The sequence below is a fragment of the Methanoregula sp. genome (genome assembly GCA_041645435.1).
Taxonomy (GTDB): Archaea; Halobacteriota; Methanomicrobia; order Methanomicrobiales; family Methanospirillaceae; genus Methanoregula.
Window position 1 is genome coordinate 64,594 of record JBAZQB010000003.1, and the last position, 17,966, is coordinate 82,559.

Genomic DNA, 17,966 nt, shown 5'->3' on the forward strand with positions numbered 1-17,966 from the left:
TTTTACGCAAGTGCAGCAAGGATGTCATGCCGGTCAACAATCCCGACAAGGATCTCCCCGTTAAGCACCGGCAGCCGGCTTATATCATGCTTCACGAGCAGTTCTGCCGCATACCTTACCGGCTCATCGGGCGCGATCGTGACCACTTCATGGGTCATCACGTCTTCGATCGTGGTATGGGCGTGCTGGGCGATTGCCGACCGCACCCTTTTGTGACTGATCAGGTCACGTCGTGATATAATCCCAACGAGCCGCTTCTTTTTGATAACCGGGAATGCAGTGAACCCGCTCTCCATGATCAGTGCCTGGACTTTCTGGAGTTCATCGGCAGGATTTACTGCAACCACGTGCCCGGTCATGCGTGAAGCCACCGTCCCGTGCAGTTCGTTGCGCGAGATGATGACCGGGAAGAGATCCGAAAGAAGAACCCCTCCCCGTATGTGATGCGTAGAGTCAACCACCGCAGCACTATCCGTATGGAAGCTTTTCATTGTTTTTGCCACCTGTTCGATTGAGTCTTCAGGACTTACCATCGGTGCATCCTTAACAAATCCCTCAACCGTCACATTTGATTTTGTTGCAGTCACCCGCAACCCGTCCGTCAAGTCAATATAGCCGACAAGGGATTTTTTCCCGTCGACTACATAGACTTCTCGGAACCGGCCATCTCTCAGGATCTGCCGTGCCTTTGTTATCTGGTCACTGTTTTTCAGCACAGGGATCTCTAAGATGAAATCCTGTGCTGTTTTCATGTGATTTTGTCCTCGTCACGGCAGCCTGGGCAGACCATTACACCATCCACCCGCTTAAGGTCATCAGACATCTGGCTGCAGCGGTCACATATACCCTGCTCAATGATCTCCTCGCGGTTGATCTCGATGAGATCCTCCAGTATATCATTGAGTTCGGTAGAGACGGTAAGAAGATCCCGGACGGTAACAATACCAATCACCTTGTGGTGTTCATCCACAACGGGGAGTCTCCTTACCTTATACTTCACCATCATATGGGCGGCATCGCCAGATGTTTTATCCGCACTCACCGTAATGAGTGGCGTGCTCATGATTTCATTCACGTGTACTTTGCTCGGTTTGAGATCCTTTGCCACCACCTTGCAGTTGATGTCTTCCTCGGTAACAATGCCGATGGGCTTGTGATCCTCGAGGATGATTACGCTGCCGACTCCTTCCTGGCACATCACCTTTGCAGCTTTTGCTACTGTGGCCTCAATGCCGATCATAGTCGGATTGCGTTTCATCACTTCCCCGATGGGGACACGGGTTTCAAACCGGATTGCGTCGGTTGTCTTTTTCATGAGTCACCTCCTTGGTGCGCTTTTGTTCTGATGATTTACAATTAGCATACTCCCCTCCCCTTGTATAAATACAATTTGGCCGAGGCGGGCAACAATGCGGCGCAGTAATAATTGAAGAGGTCGACACGGACCGTGCAGAAACCCCCTACGGCGACCCGCTGGAAAAAATACGAGAAACCTAATAAACTGCGTATTCTATACATTACTAACGAATCATGGTGAATTCTTTGTATCCCGGTACAATGCGTAACCAACGAGGTGCATAAGTGAAAATATTTTTACAGACGTTTGGTACGGCAAAGAAGAAATTTTCCAATTTCCTCAACTCATTTTTCAAGAAGAAGCGAACCCGGATAGGCATCTACGGCCCCCCCAATGCGGGTAAGACCACGCTGGCAAACCGTATTGCCCGTGACTGGACCGGCGATGCTGTTGGCCCGGTAAGCGAGATCCCGCACGAGACCCGCAGGGCAAGAAAGAAGGAAGATATCATTATTTCCGGCGCCAACGGCAGCACGGTAACGATGGATATTGTCGACACCCCGGGTGTAACGACCAAGATCGATTACCACGAATTTTTGGAGTTCGGCATGGAGAAGGACGAAGCGATCATCCGCTCCCGGGAAGCCACCGAGGGTGTTGCCGAGGCCATGCACTGGCTGCGCGAGGATATCGATGGCGTCATCTACATGCTCGACTCGACCCTCGATCCATTCATGCAGGTGAATATCATGATGATCGGGATCATCGAGAGCAGGAACCTGCCCGTCATTATTGTGGCAAATAAGATTGACCTGCCCGATGCTACGCCGGCACGTATCCGCAGCGCGTTTCCCCAGCACCCGGTTGTTGCTATTTCCGGTCTCGAGGGCAGGAACGTTGAGGATCTCTACGAGACCATGATCGAATACTTCGGGTGAAGACCATGCCGCACAAGTGTACGAAATGCGGGCGGGAATACAAGGATGGTTCAACCGAGATCCTGAGAGGGTGCGCAAGCTGCGGCGGCAAGAAGTTTCTCTACGTCAAGGAAGAAGAGATCAACAAGGATGTGCTCGAAGAGAAATCTATTGAAGAGATTGCTGACGAGTCCAAAGAAGAGGTGCTCGAGATTGTCGAGCAGCCCACTACTGCAAAAAAGGAAGTGGAGATGTATGACCGGGTCGAGACTATCCGGATTGTTTCCCCGGGCTCTTATGAGCTGAACCTTGAGAAGATGGCAAAAACCGATGAGCGGATCGTAAGCGTCGGCAAAGAGGGCAGTTATATCATCGATCTCATGTCCATGGCAAAAGACGAGCCCAAGAAGAAAGGAAAGAAGAAGTAAGGGTTACTTCTGAATATTTTTTTGCATTTCCAATGGATCGCAGATAATTTTGTTATTCATTGAGGTTTCATTCCCTCGGCGATGGCATCCTCCGGATGCGATTATGCCACGTTTTTTACCGCGTCCTCATCTCGCCCCGTATTCCTTCGTACGGCGCCGGCAGATCCAGCCGCCGGAAGAACTCGTCGGTGAAGATCAGGCTGTTGACCACTGCCCATTCCGCACACCCGTGGCCTAAGCATTTATCAGGGAAAAATGGCTGTTTTTTTTGCGCGAACGGGTTTGTTGCAAATTTTTTCCGGAGGTTTTTTTCAAATTTCCCACCGGTTGTTTCTTCGAGAGTCTCCCGGGACCCGGACTCACCGATGACCACCCATTCCCGCTTGTAGTGCATGAGATGATTGCGGATCTCAATGAGGGACCGCAGGTTCGCAAATGCCGGGTCATCTTCATCGAACGGAGGTTTTCCTGCTATGAGGAGAATCTTCTGGTATTTGTTTAACAGCGGGGCACGGTCGAAGTTCTTCTCGTTCTTCCACTTCTCACAGATCAGCCTCAAAAGTGCCTCATGCTTTTCATCGGAAAAAAAGTAGGCCTCGTCAGCAACATCGGCATAGAGCTCATTGATGGTGGATTCGAGGAACGTAACAGAGGACAGGACCGAATTGAGAATAAAGACTTCATGCCGGAGCTGGAGGTCGGCAGGAACCTCTTTTGCCCCCCGGTATTCCTGCTCGATCGCAAACGCGAGCTGGCAGAGCAGGGCTGCCGACTGGATATACCGCACGGAGAAGCAGTCCCGGAACCGGATCGCGGATTCCTCGCCACAGGTCTCAAGGGGGATCTTGTCCATCTGTACTATCCCGTTCTCTTTGGGAGGTAAAAAGAGTGCGGGGAACCGGAGGTCCCCCAATTGTTGCATTGACAACAGTTATCTCCCGGACCGGCAACCTATACTGGTGCATATGAAATCCCCGATCACCGGAGAGATCCCCTTTGGGGCTGTGATCTCCATCACCAGTCGCGGCCGGTTCATCTTTTTGAATGACCGGCTCCGGCCGCTGGGCCTCTCCGCCGGCCAGTTCCCGGTCCTGATGCTGCTTTACAAGGAGCAGAATATCATGCAGGAGACCCTTGTCCGGCACTATCATCTCGATAAGGGCACGATTGCCCGGGCAGTCAGGAAACTTGAAGATGCCGGGTACATCCGGCGTATCGTCGACCCCGATAACCGGAGGGCAGTCCGCCTCTTCCTCACGGAAAAAGGCGAACGGGTTGCCCCCGTGCTGCAGGACATAAATCGCGAGTGGGAAGAACAGGTCTGTGCCGGTCTGTCCCGGGATGAGAAAGAGACCCTCAATTCCCTGATGAGAACGGTGGCAGAGAACAGCCACAGGAGCATGCAGCATGCAAGAGACCATCCCGATGCAGACAACTGATTCTCCCGACAGGGCGACCGATGCCCCGGCGGGCAGAGACAACACCGAAGGCATCGCGCTCCTGATGGGCGATCCGAAAAAAGCCATCGTGAAACTGTCCGGGCCCATGATCATCGCGATGTTCCTGATGTCCACCTACAATATCGTCAACGCAATCTGGGTTGCCGGCCTTGGCTCCGATGCGCTGGCGGCTGTCGGGTTCATCACGCCGCTCTTCATGATCCTGATCGGGATCGGCAGCGGGCTTGGTGCCGGGACAGCATCCGTCATCTCCCGCCGTATCGGTGCAAAGGATAAGACCGGTGCTGACAACGCGGCAATCCACGCGATATTCATCACGCTGATCCTCTCGGCAATCCTCACCATACCGTTAATCTTCCTCACCGGCCCGATTGTCAACCTCTTTGGGGCGGGAGAGACTGCCGGGCTTGCAATAGAATACGGGCAGGTTGTCTTCCTCGGCATGGTGCTCATCCTCTTTACCAATATTGCTTATGCAATCCTCCGGGCCGAAGGAGATGCCAAACGGGCGATGTATGTCATGGCAGCGTCGTCGGTCCTGAACATGATCCTCGACCCGCTGCTGATCTACACCGCCGGCATGGGCATTGCCGGGGCCGCGTGGGGGATGATCATCTCGCTGGTCATGGTCTCGGGCGTACTCCTCTACTGGTTCTTTATGAAGCGGGACACCTACGTCACGATCTCGTACACGGCTTTCTCGTGGGACAAAAGGACAATAAAGGACATCCTCGGGGTTGGCCTTCCGGCAAGCTTTGAGTTCTTCCTCATGGCGATCCTCGCGATCTTCATCAACGGCCTGTTAGTTGCAACTGCGGGCACGGATGCTGTCGCAATCTATACCGCGGGGTGGCGGGTCGTGTTCTTCGCGGTCATCCCCCTCATCGCCATCAGCACCTCGGTTATCTCCGTTGCCGGGGCTGCTTACGGGGCACGGCAGTTTGCCAAGCTCCGGACGGTCCATACCTTCTCAATCTCGCTCGGAATTGCGATCTCGCTGGTCATCAGCGCCATCACCTTCATCTTTGCCCGGCAGATCGCCGTCATCTTCACGTACTCGCCGGACAGCGCCCATCTCGCACCGGAGATCGCCGCATTCCTTGCTATCATGTGCTTCTTCTACCCGTTCATCCCGCCGGGCATCATGTCGGGATCGATATTCCAGGCAACAGGAAAGGGAATGACTTCGCTTGTTATCTCAGTGCTGCGGAACCTTGTCTTCATCGCAGTCTTTGCCTACCTGTTCGGGATCGTGCTCGGGTTTGGCGAGCATGGCGTATGGTGGGGGATTGTTGTCGGGGATATTGTCGGGGGGACAATCGCGTTCATCTGGGCCCGGGCCTACATCTCGCGGCTGATTGCAAATGGGTAATATCCACTTTTTTTAGATTTTGTTGAAACGGACATGAACGGGAATTCACACCCAAACCATGAAAATCGTTTTTGTGATTCTCCTCCGCCTCAGGGCCTCTCCGAGGCACGGCGGGGCAAGGAGATTTTCTCCAACGGAATTTTTCGACAGGGCTGATCGCCACTTGATTATCTGTCAATAGTACGGTAACTTATACGGTTGATGAAAACTTCTGAAATAACGGGGGTCAAGGGGATGCTCCCCTTGGGCTGCCTCCCCCTCTGGGGGAGAGAGGGGGTCACACTCCAAGCGGTCGTGAAGATTTTGACAATTGTCTGAAAACGGATTTTACCAAAATTTTTTTCACGCCAACACCATCCAATCTCTGAAAATTACGTACGAACGGTCACCCTTGCCGGACACCGTAAATCTCAGCGGAATAAACTTTGATATCGATAACCGGTGTCCCGTCAAATGCGTCCAGTCCCCAGACTTTCAGGACTCCGTCTTTGACTTCAAGAAGGTCAACCATGCAGAGCGAGACCGGGTTCGGCCGGTCCGGGGATCGTATCGCAAACACTCCCTTCTCATACACAGTCCCTGGCGGGATTGCCCGGAGCACGGTCCGGTCCGCCCGGTCGAACCAGCAGAGGACCCAGAGATGTTTCTGCCCCTCCATCTGGTAAAGGGCGGGGCGGTAGCGTTCATCAACCACGATCTCGGAGATGGTATCTGATAAGCGACCCTGTCGCGGGGCATCGCCCTTTGCTTTGTAGGGAGAGCGGACGTATCCTATGGGATGGAGTTCTATGGGCGGGGAAGTCATCGTCAGGAGAGATTGGGAAGAGGGAGTATTTACGGATAGTGAGGGGAGGTCTCGCGCGAAAAGCGGGAAGTCAGGCTCAGTTACCCTTATTATACCTCACATCGAATGATGGTAAGCACTTTTAATACATGTGCTGGCAGATGTAAGTCCGACGTGCGACACAAACGCATGGCCTCAAACATGGCTTTGGGATTACAGAGAGTCAGTAAATAAACTGTACTTTTCTGGACTTACGTTTAGTCTATAAGGAGGCTACACTATGGCACGAATGCATGCTCGAAGAAGAGGCAAGTCATGCTCAGTCCGCCCCTACCGCAAGGAAGTCCCCGCATGGTCCAACAAGGACGTAGCAGGGATCACAAAAGTTATCCTTGAACTCCGGAAGGAAGGCGCGTCGAGCAGCAAGATTGGACTGGTACTCAGGGACAGCTATGGAGTTCCCGATATTAAACTTGCCACCGGCAAGCGTCTCGGGGACATCCTGAAAGAGAACAAGGTCGCAACCGAGATCCCCGAAGATCTCCGGGACCTCATGACAAAGGCGCTCGGTCTGCGCAAGCACCTGAGTGAGAACAAGAAAGATCTGCACAACAAACGGCAGCTTCAGCTGGTCGAATCCAAGGTTCGCCGTCTCGTGAAGTATTACACGGGAAGCAAGAAACTGCCCAAAGAGTTTGTGTACAAGCCGGAGACGGCAGAGATCCTGCTGTCCAGATAATCCATCTGTATAATTATCCACACCATCATGTCGCTCGATACCGCAGCAGAAACCGTGGCCGAACAGATTTCCCGGCAGGAGTTCATCGAGGTGTTCGCGCACCACGATGCAGACGGCATAGCCGCTGCCTCGATCCTCTGCCATGCGATGCTGCGTTTGAGTATCCGCTTCCGGCTCCGCGTCCGGCAGGAAATTACTGCAAAGGACCTGACCGGTGACGATACCTACCTGCTCTGCGATCTCGGTTCTGGCATTAAAGATCTCCCGAATGACGCAATCGTGGTGGATCACCACATCCCGGCATTCGATGGCGAGTTCCATGCAAACCCGCGGCTTGCCAGTATCGACGGCGATCGCGAACTCTCGGCAGCAGGCACCGCGTATCTCGTCGCCCAGAAGATGGGGGACAACCGCGACCTCGCCGGGCTCGTGATACCCGGCATACTCGGTGACGGACAACAGATGACCGGCAAAAACCTCGAGATCTTCAACGAGGCAATAACAAACGGCATCATTGTACCGGACCGGGGACTCATCCTGCCGGGCAGGGACATGACCGAACGGTTCTACACCGCGATCAGCCCCTACCTTGAAGGCGTGAGTGGCGCAGAAGAACTCGTCTCGACGCTCATCAACCAGTCCGCTGGCACTGATGGCGTCCGGCTCGACACCCTGCTCTCGCAGGTCGTGATAACGGCAGCACCGAAAACAACGCTTGCCGGCCTGGGTGCGATCTACGGCGACACCTACCACCTCCAGCGCGAAGTGATCGAGGATGCCCACGCACTCACCGCAGTCATCGATGCCTGCGGTAAAGCCGGGCGTGGCGATCTCGCTGCATCCCTCTGCCTCCGGTCGTCCCACGACATAGACCGGGCATGGGAGATTGCACGAAAGCACCGCGTCGGCGTGATCGATGCCATCCGGACTGCCCACCCTGCAGACGGTGCACCGGGCGTATTCGAAGTCAAAGACGTCACCCTTGCAAGCGATGTTGCTGACATATTAGCCCGCGACCGGGTGAATGCACAACCGGTGCTGGTCTATGCACGGGATGGAAATGCCTGCCGGATCTCGGCACGCTGTCCTGCCGGCGTTGAAAAAGAACTCGGCCCGTTGCTCCGGGCACTTGCCCATGCAAGCAATGGAAACGGTGGCGGTCACAACCGGCGGGCAGGCGCAACTATCCCCTGCGACCAGATCGGTGCGTTCACAAAAGCATGGCACGAAGCGGTGGCATCATGATGCAGATCGAAGGCAGGATCACAACCCTGCACCGGAATGCAGGAGCAGTTGCATCGGCATTAACCCCGGACAACATGCACAACATGAGCACCGCCGCAGAGGGCGACAGGGTAACAACAGTGATCACCGGAACACAGATCCGGTCGGTCATTGCATCGGTGGATGATTATCTGATGAATCTGGCAATAGCGGAAGACGCGTGCAGCGTTTCCGCCCCCAACAACAATCACCAGGTGATGTAAGTATGGCAAAGAAGAAACAGGTTGGAAGAAGAGTAGAAGGCTGGAAGGCCAAGAGCTGGTTCAAGGTGCACACCCCCGACAACCTCGGGAAAGTGTTCATCGGTGACACCATTGCAAACGATGCTGAGAGCGTTGTCGGCAGGATCATGACGTCAACACTCGGCGAGATCACCAATGATTACGCCAAGCAGCACATGAAGATGAGCTTTAAGATCGCAACCGTTACCGGCGATGCGGCATACACCGAGTTCGTTGGCCACGACGTAACGAGGGACTACCTCCGCTCGCTCGTCAAGCGCCGCAGCACCCGCGTAGACTGCCATGTCCCGCTGGTCACCAAGGATGGCAAGAAAGTCCATCTGACCATCAGCTGCTACACGTTTGCCCGTGCCAACGTCTCGCAGGAGCACGCAATCCGGAAGATCATTACCGAAGCCGTCAAAGCCCAGGCATCCGCATGGGACCTGACCACGCTTGTCAACGTGATTGTATCCGGAGAGATCTCACGCGATCTCTTCAAGGCAGTCAAGATCATCTACCCGACCCGCAGGGTTGAGGTCATCAAGTCAAAGGTTGAGCCCGTGGCAGCACGGATTTCAACAGCATAATTTTTTTTCCTTTTAATTAATTCCAGAACCGGCCGGGAGTGACCGGCGGATTTGAGAGTGCCGCAGCCCGGTGCCCGGGTCCCGAACGTTAATACAATTCCCCGCCAAAAAGGGTACTTCCATGACCTCCATTATCACCGATCCTCTCCGCCAGAAACTCCTGCTTTCTGCTATAGCGCTCGGTGTGGTAATGGACGGGATCGACGGATCCATTGTGAACGTGGCGCTCCCGACCATGGCTGCGTACTTCGATACGGACACCGGGACGATCGCGTGGGTTATTATCACGTACCTGCTCATGATGGCAGGGCTCCTCCTCGTCTTCGGGAAACTTGCGGACCGGGGGTATGCAAAAAAACTGTTCCTCCTGGGGTTTGTCATCTTCACGCTCGGTTCTGCTGCCTGCGGGATCGCCCCTACGCTTGACATCCTGCTCGCTGCACGGCTCGTGCAGGGACTCGGGGCCGCGATGATCGCTGCCGTTGCCCCGCTGCTCTGCATACGGTACCTCCCCAAAGAGATGCTCGGCACGGCCCTTGGGGTTATCGCCGCAACCGCTTCCATCGGGTTTGCGGCCGGGCCGGCAATCGGGGGTATCCTCACCCAGTACCTGTCATGGCACTGGATCTTCTTAGTCAACATCCCGATCGGCATCCTTGGGATCCTCTTTGCGGCCCGGGTAATCCCGGGTGATGAGCCGGAAGACCACACGGAATCCTTCGATTACCCGGGCGCGGTCACGCTCTTTGGCGCCATGGTGTTCTGCACCTTTGTGCTGGAAGAGGTAGCCGCCCGCGGGGTAACGGACCCACTGATCCTCACCTGTGGAGCACTCTGCCTGCTCTGCTCGGGGGTATTTGTCATACGGGAACTCACAACAACAGAGCCATTTCTCAATATCCGGATCTTCTTAAAGTGGCAGTTCACCGCGGTCCTCGTCGCATACCTGCTGGTCAATATCATCTTCATGGGCATCATCTACCTGCTCCCGTTCTATCTCACGATGGAGATGCACTTCGATATGGCGACAAGCGGCCTCTGCCTCCTGATTCCACCTGCAGTGATCGCATGCATCAGCATCCCGTTCGGGCACTGGTCGGACCGGCACGGCCGCCGGGCATTTGCGGTCGCAGCCTGCGGACTGTTCGTCCTCTTCAGCGCCATCTTTGCGGTCCTGTCTCCTGGATCCGGGATTCTTCCCCTGCTTGCCGGCCTCGTCCTGATGGGAGTGGCCTTCGGGATCGCAGCCGGGCCGGCCTCAAGCAGGATCATCGAGAGCGCTCCAAAAGGCGAAGAGGGAACCGGGTCCTCGCTGATGGTGACCACCATCTATTTCGGCGGCGTTCTGGGTACGGCGATCTATGCGATGCTCTTCACCTTTTCAACCGCAAATGCCGGGGGGATTGTTGCGTTTACCGCACTCGATTCCGCAACATTCCTGACCGGTTTCCACATCACGATGGCAGCGGGCCTCGTGCTTTCAGTGCTCCCGCTGGTGCTGTCGGCAATCGTGCCGGATGAGAAGAAAGCGGCATAACTCTCAATGGACACCACAGTACCAGGGCGAATCCCCGGCAGAGTCATCAATAATCGGAGGGTAAAGACTTTATCCGGTTTTTCCTCCACCCCCCGAAACCTAATTACCCCGCCCGTCCAACATTCCCTACCAATGACCGCGAGCAGGATTCTTTTTATCGTTCTCGATGGAATTTCCGATCGCCCCTGTCCCGCGCTCGGGGGTACCACCCCGCTCGCAGCAGCAAAAACACCGGTTCTGGACAAACTTGCGCAGGAAGGCTGCTGCGGCATCATGGATACCATCGCGCCGGGCATCCGCCCGGGTTCCGATACCGCACACCTTGCCCTCCTCGGGTATGATCCCTACAAGTACTACACCGGCCGGGGACCGCTCGAGTGCGAGGGTTCGGGCATCCACATGGAGCCGGGCATGATCGGGTTCCGGTGCAACTACGCCACGATATCCAAAGAAGGGCTGGTCATCGACCGCCGTGCCGGGCGCATCCATGACACCGCTGCCTTAAGTGCCGCCATACAGAAGGGAGTTGATCTCTCGGAGTTCGGCGTGGAATTCACGTTCCGCTCCGGCGCCGGGCACCGGGCCGCCCTCGCTCTCAAAGGAGAGGGAATCGGCCACTGTGTCACCTCCAATGATCCCAAGAAAGAGGGCGTCAGACCGCTCACCGTCAGCGCGACTAAGGTCATGCCCACCCATGAAAAAACCGCCGCGATCTGCAATGAATTTGTCCGGCAGTCCACAAAGATTCTCTTTGAGCATCCGATGAACCGCGATCGTCTCGCACAGAACATCAGCCCGGCAAACATTGTGCTGATGCGGGGTGCCGGCGAGATGGGGAAGTATGAACCCTTCTCCACAAAATACGGCCTCTCGGGATCGGTCATCTCCGCAGCAAGCCTCATCACCGGTATCGGACGGGCAGTTGGCCTCCCGCATATCGAGGTCGCCGGTGCCACCGGCTCGCAGAACAGCAACGTTGCCGGCAAAATCTCGGCAGCGCTTGGGGAGTTAAAGACCAAAGAGTTCGTGCTCCTGAACATCAAGGGGGCAGACGAGTCTGGCCATGACGGGCTTGCCGAACAGAAGAGAGACTTTATCCAGAAGATCGACCCGCTGCTCGAACCCCTGCTGGGCCTCAAAGATACCATCGTTATCATCTGCGGGGACCACTCGACACCCTGTACCATCAAGGACCACAGCGCCGACCCGGTCCCGGTCCTGATCCGGGGCGACGGTGTCCGGATGGACGACGTAGTCCGCTACGATGAATACCATTGCGCGAACGGCGGGCTTAACCGGATCCGGGGAACCGACCTGTTACCCATTGCACTCGACCTGATCAACAAGTCACACAAATTCGGAGCCTGAGGGCTTTTGGCGGAGAAGGGGATGAAAGAGCGAGCCGTAAAAAACTGGCATAAACACTGCCTGCTTCCTGATGGCACCGAGCTGCAGGAGCACAGCTTAAAGACCGACCGGGATATCGTGATCGGGGAGTTCTGCCAGATCGATTACGGCCTGCGGGGTGCAGACGTCTACGTTGGTGAGTCGTCAAAGATCCGCGAGTACGTCTGGGCAAACGGCGACGCACGGATCGGCAACCTCTGCGAGATCGGCAGCGATGTCATTGCAAAGCAGGATGCGTACATCGGCGAAGGGGTGAAGATCAACGGCAGGCTGGTCGTTTCAGGGGCACTTGACATCGGCGATAAAGTCGAGATCAAAGAAGGGTTTGAGGCCAAAGGCGACATCGAGGTGAGAAACCCGATGCCGGTCTTCATGTTCATCCTCATCTACTTCATGACGATGTTAAAGATCCAGAACGAGAAAGAACTGGACCGGATCATCGACAATCTCTTCTCGGAAGACGAGGAAAAACGGGAGATCCCGCTCATGATCCCGGCCCGCTCGAAACTCAACATGAAGCTCTTTTCCGTCCCCTCCACCATGAAGATCGGGAAAAACTGCCGGCTCCACGGCAACATACGGGCTGGTTCGATCGATGTCCAGCAGAACTCGGTCATCTTCGGAAGCCTGCGGGCACGGAACCAGATCAGCGTAGTTGACGGGGTCACGATCCACGGTAATGTCGAGAGTGGCAGCACCGTCCATGTGAAGAAGGGGGCCCATATCCTGGGGAATGTGATCGCAAAATCGATTGTGCTTCACGAGGATGCAAAAATTGACGGGACCATCCAGGCACCGCACGGGATGCGGATCGAGAGGGGACCATGAACGTAGCAGAAATTTTTGAACTTGAAAACCTCCGGTTGATCGAACCATCGTTTGCCGATCTTACGGACAGCAGGTACAATACCCTGCTTGCAGGACAGGATGCCCGTGAAGGGCGCCTCTTACTGGATGAAGGGGAAGAGCCGCTCGCCCTTGCGTTCCAGGGTGCGCATGGCTGGATTGCCGGCACCTTTCTCTGCCGGCACCCTTCGGTCCCCCTCATCGACCTGTTCGAGAGCGTGAACGGCGAGATCTTCCAGGAGAACCGGTCGGTCTTTACTGCCGCAGTGCGGGAATATTTCAGCACGATGCTGGCCGCTGAAGTCCCCCCGGCGATTGAGGATCTCAATCCCGCCCGGAGAGGGATTTTGGGGGCACTGATTGAGAATACCTGGGGGGGCGGCAGTGGTGAGACCTGCGTTGACTGCTGCTGCGGATCCGGTGTCGGTTCGCTGGTACTCCGGGATATCGGCTACTCCCCGATCTCGTATGACAACGATAGTTCGCTCCTGTCACGGGGGCTTTTTACCGGCCGGCTCCTGCCCGCAGAGACGATGTGCATCAATGCGATGGTAGCTTCGCAGTACGTGGAACCCTCCCCTAAGGGTATCGGCATCATGATGGGCGATATCAACACGTTTACCCAGGATATGTGGGAAGCGATCGTAAAGGAGCTCTTCGCCGCCACCAAAGAGACGCTGATCACGGTGGGTAGGGAACCCGAGGCCCGGCTCGTGGCCGCATGGGGGGAGGAGATGGGACGGACAGTTGAAGTCACCGAGAATCCCGCAGACCCGATCTACGATCTCTGGGTGTGCGAGGCTCACCTCTGAGTGAGCGTAAAGAAACGAAGAAAAAGAATTATTCCGGGAGCTTGACGCGTTTTAACCGCTCACTGACCGAATGTCCGGGCTCGTGCGCACTTTTGAACGGGGGAGTGCATGCCCGTATCCCCCGTTTAGGGGAGAACATCTCATCCACATTGAGATTATCCCCCGTAAGTGTCCGGGTCAGGTTCTCCAGATCGTTTTTGACCTGCAGTTCCTGCTCTTTTTGTTCCATAGGTACTACTGATCCGCGTGATCGGATAAAGGATTATGTGAGATTTTCCGGAAAAGCTTCATTTGTCCCTGCCGAAACCCGGGGGGCCGGTATGGGTCTCGCAAACGTGGGTGCAGTCGTGAGCCGGTGCCGAAGATGGCGCCCCTCCGGGCAAATGTGGGGGGACGGGGCTTTTCTTTGGAGGATCAGAGAGCGGGTTCAGGTTACCAGGACCGCAGATGGAAAGAAACCATGCTCCGTTTTTTCCTGAAGGGCGTTTCCGGTCCCGGCAATAACTTTATCATCTCGCATGGTTAGTCCCCATTATACCCGCACTGGGTGGAGGTATGTACCATATGTCGAAAATTGCCATTATCGTGGCATCGGAGAAGATGGACAAACTCTTTCCCGCCGTCACGCTTGCAACCACCGCAGCAATCTCCGGGTGGAATGCAGAGATGTTCTTTACCTTCTGGGGACTGCTTGCACTGAAAAAGGGATACCAGCCCTCCGGAGTGACGCTCGATTACAAGGCTTACGAAGGAAAACTGACCGAGGCCCTTGCCTCCGGGTCGATACCCGGCTGGAAAACCGTACTTGAGCAGGGTCTCGCTACCGGGCGGATCAAAATCTATGCCTGTTCCACCACTCTCGGGATGTTCAACTTAAAGCAAGAAGACCTTGAAGGTTTCGTTGACAGTATCGCCGGGGCCGCAACGTTCCTTTCCAAAGCGAAGGGATCCGATGTTTCGCTCTTCATTTCCTAAAAAGGGGGGTGAATGAGGTGAATGCCGATATAACGGTGGATGCGAAATTCAAATCGTGCCCGGGTCCGCTTATCGCCCTTGCCGATGCAGTAGGAAAGGCTCAGCCGGGACAGGTTGTAAAACTGCTTGCCACTGACCCTGCCTCCCCATCGGATGTGAAGGAGTGGGCGCAGAGCGTCGGGCACAAACTGATCGCAACCGAAAAGAGCGGGGATGTTTATGTGTTCTACGTAGGAGTGTCCGGCTGATGTTCAGCGATATGTCCCGGGATGTGACAGCGCTTCTTCAATCCCATGGCGTTCCTGAACGTGAGGTCTACCTGGACTCCGAGAACTCCGGCATGGTCTTCCCGCAGGCGCTCGAGGCCATGCAGAGTGCATACACCGGCAGCGGGATGGGCCATCCCTCAATCACTCACCGGAAAGGCTGGGAGGCTTACGAGACTCTCTACCAGTCCACGCTGGTCCTTGCGGATGCAATGCACTGCAAGCCGGACGAGATCGCCTACACCCACAGCGGCACGGAAGCAAACAACCTCGCCATCACCGGCCTTGCACTGGCAGCAGACACAAGGAAGAAAATCATCATCTCCTCAATCGAGCACCTGAGCGTTGTATTCCCGGCCGAACAGCTGGCGCAGGCCGGGTTCCGGGTGGTAAAAATTCCGGTTGATCGCGACGGATTGGTGAATCTGGACGCACTGGCCGGCCAGCTGGACAAAGACACGCTGCTTGTCAGTATCGCACCGGTCAATCACGAGATCGGGGCCATCCAGGACACCCGGGCCATCGTGGATATCGTGAAGGACAGGGATCCCGGGATCAAAATTCACCTTGATGCCCGTGATGCGTTTTCGAAGATCCCGCTCGACCTGGAAAAAACCGGTGCAGACCTTGCTTCATTCTCCAGCCACAAGGTGTACGGCCCTAAAGGTGCCGGGGCCCTGTATATCCGTGAGGGTATCGAACTCAAACCCATCATCCACGGCCAGCTGAGCACCCAGAAGCTCTGGGCAGGTATCGAGAATATCCCTGCGATAGCGGGTTTTGCAACCGCCGTCTCACTCATGCAGGAACATGCTGATGAGTATCCCGCCCATATGGCCCGGCTGCGGGACCGGCTCATAACGGGTATCACGGAAACCGTCGGCCAGACCCTGCTCAACGGCCCTGCCGGCCGGAGACGGGCACCGGACAATGTGAACATCAGCTTCTTAAACTGCGAAGGCGAGGCCATGACGGTGGAGATGAGCTTAAAAGGCGTGTACGTCTCGAGCGGGAGCGCCTGCACAAGCCGGGTGCTGGAGCCCAGCCACGTTCTCCTTGCGATCCACCGCAAGTACGAAGAAGCTCACGGCAGTATTTTAATGAAGACCACACCGTTCCACACGCAGGAGGATATCGAGTACGTTATCCCGTGCTTTGCGGAAGCGGCACGACGGATCAGATCCATGAGTCCGTTTAAAACAGGAGGGTAAAACCATGTCAAGTCGCATTCCCTTAGCCTATAACCCGAAGGTTCTTGAGATATTCCGGAACCCGAAGAACCTGGGCAAAATGGAGAACCCGGATGCCGAGGCCGTTGCCGGAAGCCTGGCCTGCGGCGATATGATCGCAGTCTTTTTACGGGTCGATAAACCAACGCAGACGATTACCGAAGCGATGTTCGAGAGTTACGGATGTGCCGCAAATATCGCAGCATCGAGCGTCATGACTGTCATGGCCAAAGGAAAAACCCTCGAACAGGCCTGGCAGATCAGCTGGAAGAATATCTCGGACGAACTCGGGACGCTTCCTGCGGTGAAAGCCCACTGCGGCATTCTCGCAGTTGGGGCCCTGCGCCGGGCAATCCGGAATTATTTCAAAGACCAGCCGCGGCCAGCATGGATTCCGGAGGGCCCCACGGCAGATGAACGGCACGCGGTGGAAGAAGAGCGGCTCTTAGAGGTGCTTGCAAAGCGGGCAAAGAGGATCGAGGGGGAGCTTGCGGAGGATGCAAAAGAGTGTAAGACCGGGTAGGTCCACCGGTGTGATCGGGGGCTCCCGGCAACCGGATAAAAAAAACAATTCGGGGTTGCTGCAGTTATTCAACAGGTGGAATGGTGCCCTCTGCATCTACAGGCTCAACCCTGAGCATGATCACCGGCCCGGCTTTTCTTGTAGATACGAGAAGATTGATCGGACAGGAGTGATCCGGTGTTCCCTGCTGAAGTACTGCAGGACACTGCTCGACCGGTTCTCCGGTTTCATAGGTTTTTTGAACTGAGTTCCTGATAGCACAACCGGAACAAAAAGCTGTTTTTCCGCATCCTTCAGGAAGGCCGGCATGACTGCATCCGAGGGCATTTCCCGTCAGGGTATCCAGGATCTTGTCAAGCGGCTTACCCATGAAACAGACCGCATCGCTGTTTGCATCCAGCACCTGTCCATCCGGATTGACGAAAATAACCGGTGCATTGAGCATGTCAAGGTATTTGCTGATGTCAACGCCAAGCTGGGAAAGAAAATGACGGGAGCAGGAATCGCAGATACCGTGGGTAACCGGACTATCGGGAGAGTCGGGTGAATCTCCCGGGCTCATAACCGCATTACAATAGGCACATACTCTTTTCATGAGAAAACCGGTGGTTGATAATAATGAATTGGACGAAATAAAAAAGAGATCGGTTGCGGTAAATCCTGCCATCCTGTCGACCAACAGGGGAAATTCCGGGGGTACCCTAAAATCCCCTGGCACGGAAGAACAAGTACGATCGTAGAGATCAGGAAGCGGTTCTTGTGATCCTGAAAAGGGCTTAAATAGAAAACCTGCGAAAATGCAGGGTATGCCAATCATGGAATGGACTGATGAGTTGAGTGTCAATGTCAAAGAGATCGATGACCAGCACAAAAAACTCATCGCGCTGATCAACAAGCTGCACGATGCAATGCGTGCCGGGCAGGGAAAACATGTGCTCGAGGAAACGCTCCAGGAGCTTGCTGCATATACCGTCTATCACTTCCAGACCGAGGAGAAATACATGCAGCAGTTCAAGTACCCCGGGTATCTCAAGCATAAGGCCGAGCATACTGCATTTGTGAAAAAAGTTACCGATTTCCAGAAAGATTTTGCCAGCAACCGGCTCGGTGTCACCATCGAACTTATGAATTTCCTTAAGGACTGGGTGAACAAACATATCCGGGAGACGGATAAACAGTACTCTGACCTGTTCAAAAAAAGCGGGCTTGCATAAGGGAACTGATAACAGAAGTACCCCTGGGGAGAAGATTTAGTTTCGTTAAGAAACCAACGGAAAAT

At 55.2% G+C, this 17,966-nt stretch carries 23 protein-coding genes; 17 read left to right on the forward strand and 6 right to left on the reverse strand.

Translation table 11 applies throughout. The features are described 5' to 3' along the window. Nucleotides 1-2 precede the first annotated feature (2 nt). Together WC593_07035 and WC593_07040 are read right to left on the reverse strand one after the other, a co-directional pair. Nucleotides 3-752, reverse strand: a complete 750-nt coding sequence (locus tag WC593_07035) for a CBS domain-containing protein (protein MFA4824898.1) — start codon at nt 750-752, stop codon at nt 3-5. Then, nucleotides 749-1,315, reverse strand: a complete 567-nt coding sequence (locus WC593_07040; protein MFA4824899.1) for a CBS domain-containing protein — start codon at nt 1,313-1,315, stop codon at nt 749-751. Before WC593_07040 ends, WC593_07035 begins: the two co-directional genes overlap by 4 nt. 266 nt (nt 1,316-1,581) lie before the next feature. Here WC593_07040 and WC593_07045 point away from each other — a divergent pair, with 266 nt between their 5' ends. Both WC593_07045 and WC593_07050 read left to right on the forward strand, forming a co-directional pair. After that, complete coding sequence (locus tag WC593_07045) at nt 1,582-2,235, forward strand: Era-like GTP-binding protein (GenBank protein MFA4824900.1); 654 nt, start codon at nt 1,582-1,584, stop codon at nt 2,233-2,235. Between the two features lie 5 nt (nt 2,236-2,240). Further along, nucleotides 2,241-2,642, forward strand: a complete 402-nt coding sequence (locus tag WC593_07050) for a Zn-ribbon domain-containing protein (GenBank protein ID MFA4824901.1) — start codon at nt 2,241-2,243, stop codon at nt 2,640-2,642. Nucleotides 2,643-2,757: 115 nt separating this feature from the next. Here the strand turns inward: WC593_07050 and WC593_07055 are convergent, their stop codons facing one another. Continuing rightward, on the reverse strand, nt 2,758-3,564 hold the full coding sequence (locus WC593_07055; GenBank protein MFA4824902.1) for a hypothetical protein: 807 nt from the start codon (nt 3,562-3,564) through the stop codon (nt 2,758-2,760). Nucleotides 3,565-3,607: 43 nt separating this feature from the next. On the opposite strand from WC593_07055, the gene WC593_07060 reads away from it, so the two are divergent. Together WC593_07060 and WC593_07065 are read left to right on the forward strand one after the other, a co-directional pair. Next, nucleotides 3,608-4,081, forward strand: coding sequence for a MarR family transcriptional regulator (locus WC593_07060; protein ID MFA4824903.1), 474 nt, complete (start codon nt 3,608-3,610; stop codon nt 4,079-4,081). Next, on the forward strand, nt 4,050-5,474 hold the full coding sequence (locus tag WC593_07065) for an MATE family efflux transporter (GenBank protein ID MFA4824904.1): 1,425 nt from the start codon (nt 4,050-4,052) through the stop codon (nt 5,472-5,474). The genes WC593_07060 and WC593_07065 overlap by 32 nt, the downstream gene beginning before the upstream one ends. A gap of 385 nt (nt 5,475-5,859) precedes the next feature. Here the strand turns inward: WC593_07065 and tsaA are convergent, their stop codons facing one another. After that, a complete protein-coding gene (tsaA, locus tag WC593_07070; GenBank protein MFA4824905.1) occupies nt 5,860-6,279 on the reverse strand; it encodes a tRNA (N6-threonylcarbamoyladenosine(37)-N6)-methyltransferase TrmO in 420 nt (139 codons plus the stop codon). A 259-nt stretch (nt 6,280-6,538) separates the two neighbouring features. On the opposite strand from tsaA, the gene WC593_07075 reads away from it, so the two are divergent. The 8 genes from WC593_07075 (at nt 6,539) to WC593_07110 (ending at nt 13,694) form a co-directional block, all read left to right on the forward strand. Further along, nucleotides 6,539-6,997 carry a 30S ribosomal protein S15 gene (locus WC593_07075; GenBank protein ID MFA4824906.1) on the forward strand — a complete coding sequence of 153 codons (459 nt, stop codon included), beginning with the start codon at nt 6,539-6,541 and terminating at the stop codon, nt 6,995-6,997. 27 nt (nt 6,998-7,024) lie between these two features. After that, entirely contained in the window at nt 7,025-8,242 is a 1,218-nt protein-coding gene (locus tag WC593_07080) for a DHHA1 domain-containing protein (protein ID MFA4824907.1), read from the forward strand. Beyond that, complete coding sequence (locus tag WC593_07085; GenBank protein MFA4824908.1) at nt 8,239-8,484, forward strand: KEOPS complex subunit Pcc1; 246 nt, start codon at nt 8,239-8,241, stop codon at nt 8,482-8,484. The genes WC593_07080 and WC593_07085 overlap by 4 nt, the downstream gene beginning before the upstream one ends. Before the next feature lie 2 nt (nt 8,485-8,486). Further along, complete coding sequence (locus WC593_07090; protein MFA4824909.1) at nt 8,487-9,092, forward strand: 30S ribosomal protein S3ae; 606 nt, start codon at nt 8,487-8,489, stop codon at nt 9,090-9,092. Between the two features lie 121 nt (nt 9,093-9,213). After that, nucleotides 9,214-10,629: an MFS transporter gene (locus WC593_07095; GenBank protein MFA4824910.1), complete on the forward strand. Its 1,416-nt coding sequence runs from the start codon at nt 9,214-9,216 to the stop codon at nt 10,627-10,629. 132 nt (nt 10,630-10,761) lie between these two features. Next, nucleotides 10,762-11,997 (forward strand): 2,3-bisphosphoglycerate-independent phosphoglycerate mutase, encoded by a 1,236-nt coding sequence (locus WC593_07100; GenBank protein MFA4824911.1) that lies wholly within the window; start codon nt 10,762-10,764, stop codon nt 11,995-11,997. 21 nt (nt 11,998-12,018) lie between these two features. After that, on the forward strand, nt 12,019-12,864 hold the full coding sequence (locus WC593_07105; protein MFA4824912.1) for a polymer-forming cytoskeletal protein: 846 nt from the start codon (nt 12,019-12,021) through the stop codon (nt 12,862-12,864). After that, the gene (locus WC593_07110) at nt 12,861-13,694 is read left to right on the forward strand and encodes a hypothetical protein (protein ID MFA4824913.1); all 834 of its coding nucleotides are present in this window, start codon (nt 12,861-12,863) and stop codon (nt 13,692-13,694) included. The genes WC593_07105 and WC593_07110 overlap by 4 nt, the downstream gene beginning before the upstream one ends. Nucleotides 13,695-13,722: 28 nt before the next feature. On the opposite strand, the gene WC593_07115 is transcribed toward WC593_07110, so the two are convergent. Then, the gene (locus WC593_07115) at nt 13,723-13,923 is read right to left on the reverse strand and encodes a hypothetical protein (protein MFA4824914.1); all 201 of its coding nucleotides are present in this window, start codon (nt 13,921-13,923) and stop codon (nt 13,723-13,725) included. Nucleotides 13,924-14,258: 335 nt separating this feature from the next. Here WC593_07115 and WC593_07120 point away from each other — a divergent pair, with 335 nt between their 5' ends. The 4 genes from WC593_07120 to WC593_07135 are packed head-to-tail and all read left to right on the forward strand — an operon-like array spanning nt 14,259 to nt 16,687. Then, nucleotides 14,259-14,669, forward strand: coding sequence for a DsrE/DsrF/DrsH-like family protein (locus WC593_07120; protein ID MFA4824915.1), 411 nt, complete (start codon nt 14,259-14,261; stop codon nt 14,667-14,669). A gap of 17 nt (nt 14,670-14,686) precedes the next feature. Further along, nucleotides 14,687-14,917 carry a sulfurtransferase TusA family protein gene (locus WC593_07125; protein MFA4824916.1) on the forward strand — a complete coding sequence of 77 codons (231 nt, stop codon included), beginning with the start codon at nt 14,687-14,689 and terminating at the stop codon, nt 14,915-14,917. Continuing rightward, nucleotides 14,917-16,146, forward strand: a complete 1,230-nt coding sequence (locus WC593_07130) for a cysteine desulfurase family protein (GenBank protein ID MFA4824917.1) — start codon at nt 14,917-14,919, stop codon at nt 16,144-16,146. Before WC593_07125 ends, WC593_07130 begins: the two co-directional genes overlap by 1 nt. A 4-nt stretch (nt 16,147-16,150) precedes the next feature. Beyond that, the gene (locus WC593_07135; GenBank protein ID MFA4824918.1) at nt 16,151-16,687 is read left to right on the forward strand and encodes an iron-sulfur cluster assembly scaffold protein; all 537 of its coding nucleotides are present in this window, start codon (nt 16,151-16,153) and stop codon (nt 16,685-16,687) included. A 64-nt stretch (nt 16,688-16,751) separates the two neighbouring features. Here WC593_07135 and WC593_07140 read toward each other — a convergent pair whose 3' ends face one another. Further along, on the reverse strand, nt 16,752-17,282 hold the full coding sequence (locus WC593_07140; GenBank protein MFA4824919.1) for a hypothetical protein: 531 nt from the start codon (nt 17,280-17,282) through the stop codon (nt 16,752-16,754). Nucleotides 17,283-17,502: 220 nt separating this feature from the next. Here WC593_07140 and WC593_07145 point away from each other — a divergent pair, with 220 nt between their 5' ends. Beyond that, entirely contained in the window at nt 17,503-17,901 is a 399-nt protein-coding gene (locus WC593_07145) for a bacteriohemerythrin (protein ID MFA4824920.1), read from the forward strand. The last annotated feature ends 65 nt before the right edge of the window (nt 17,902-17,966 follow it).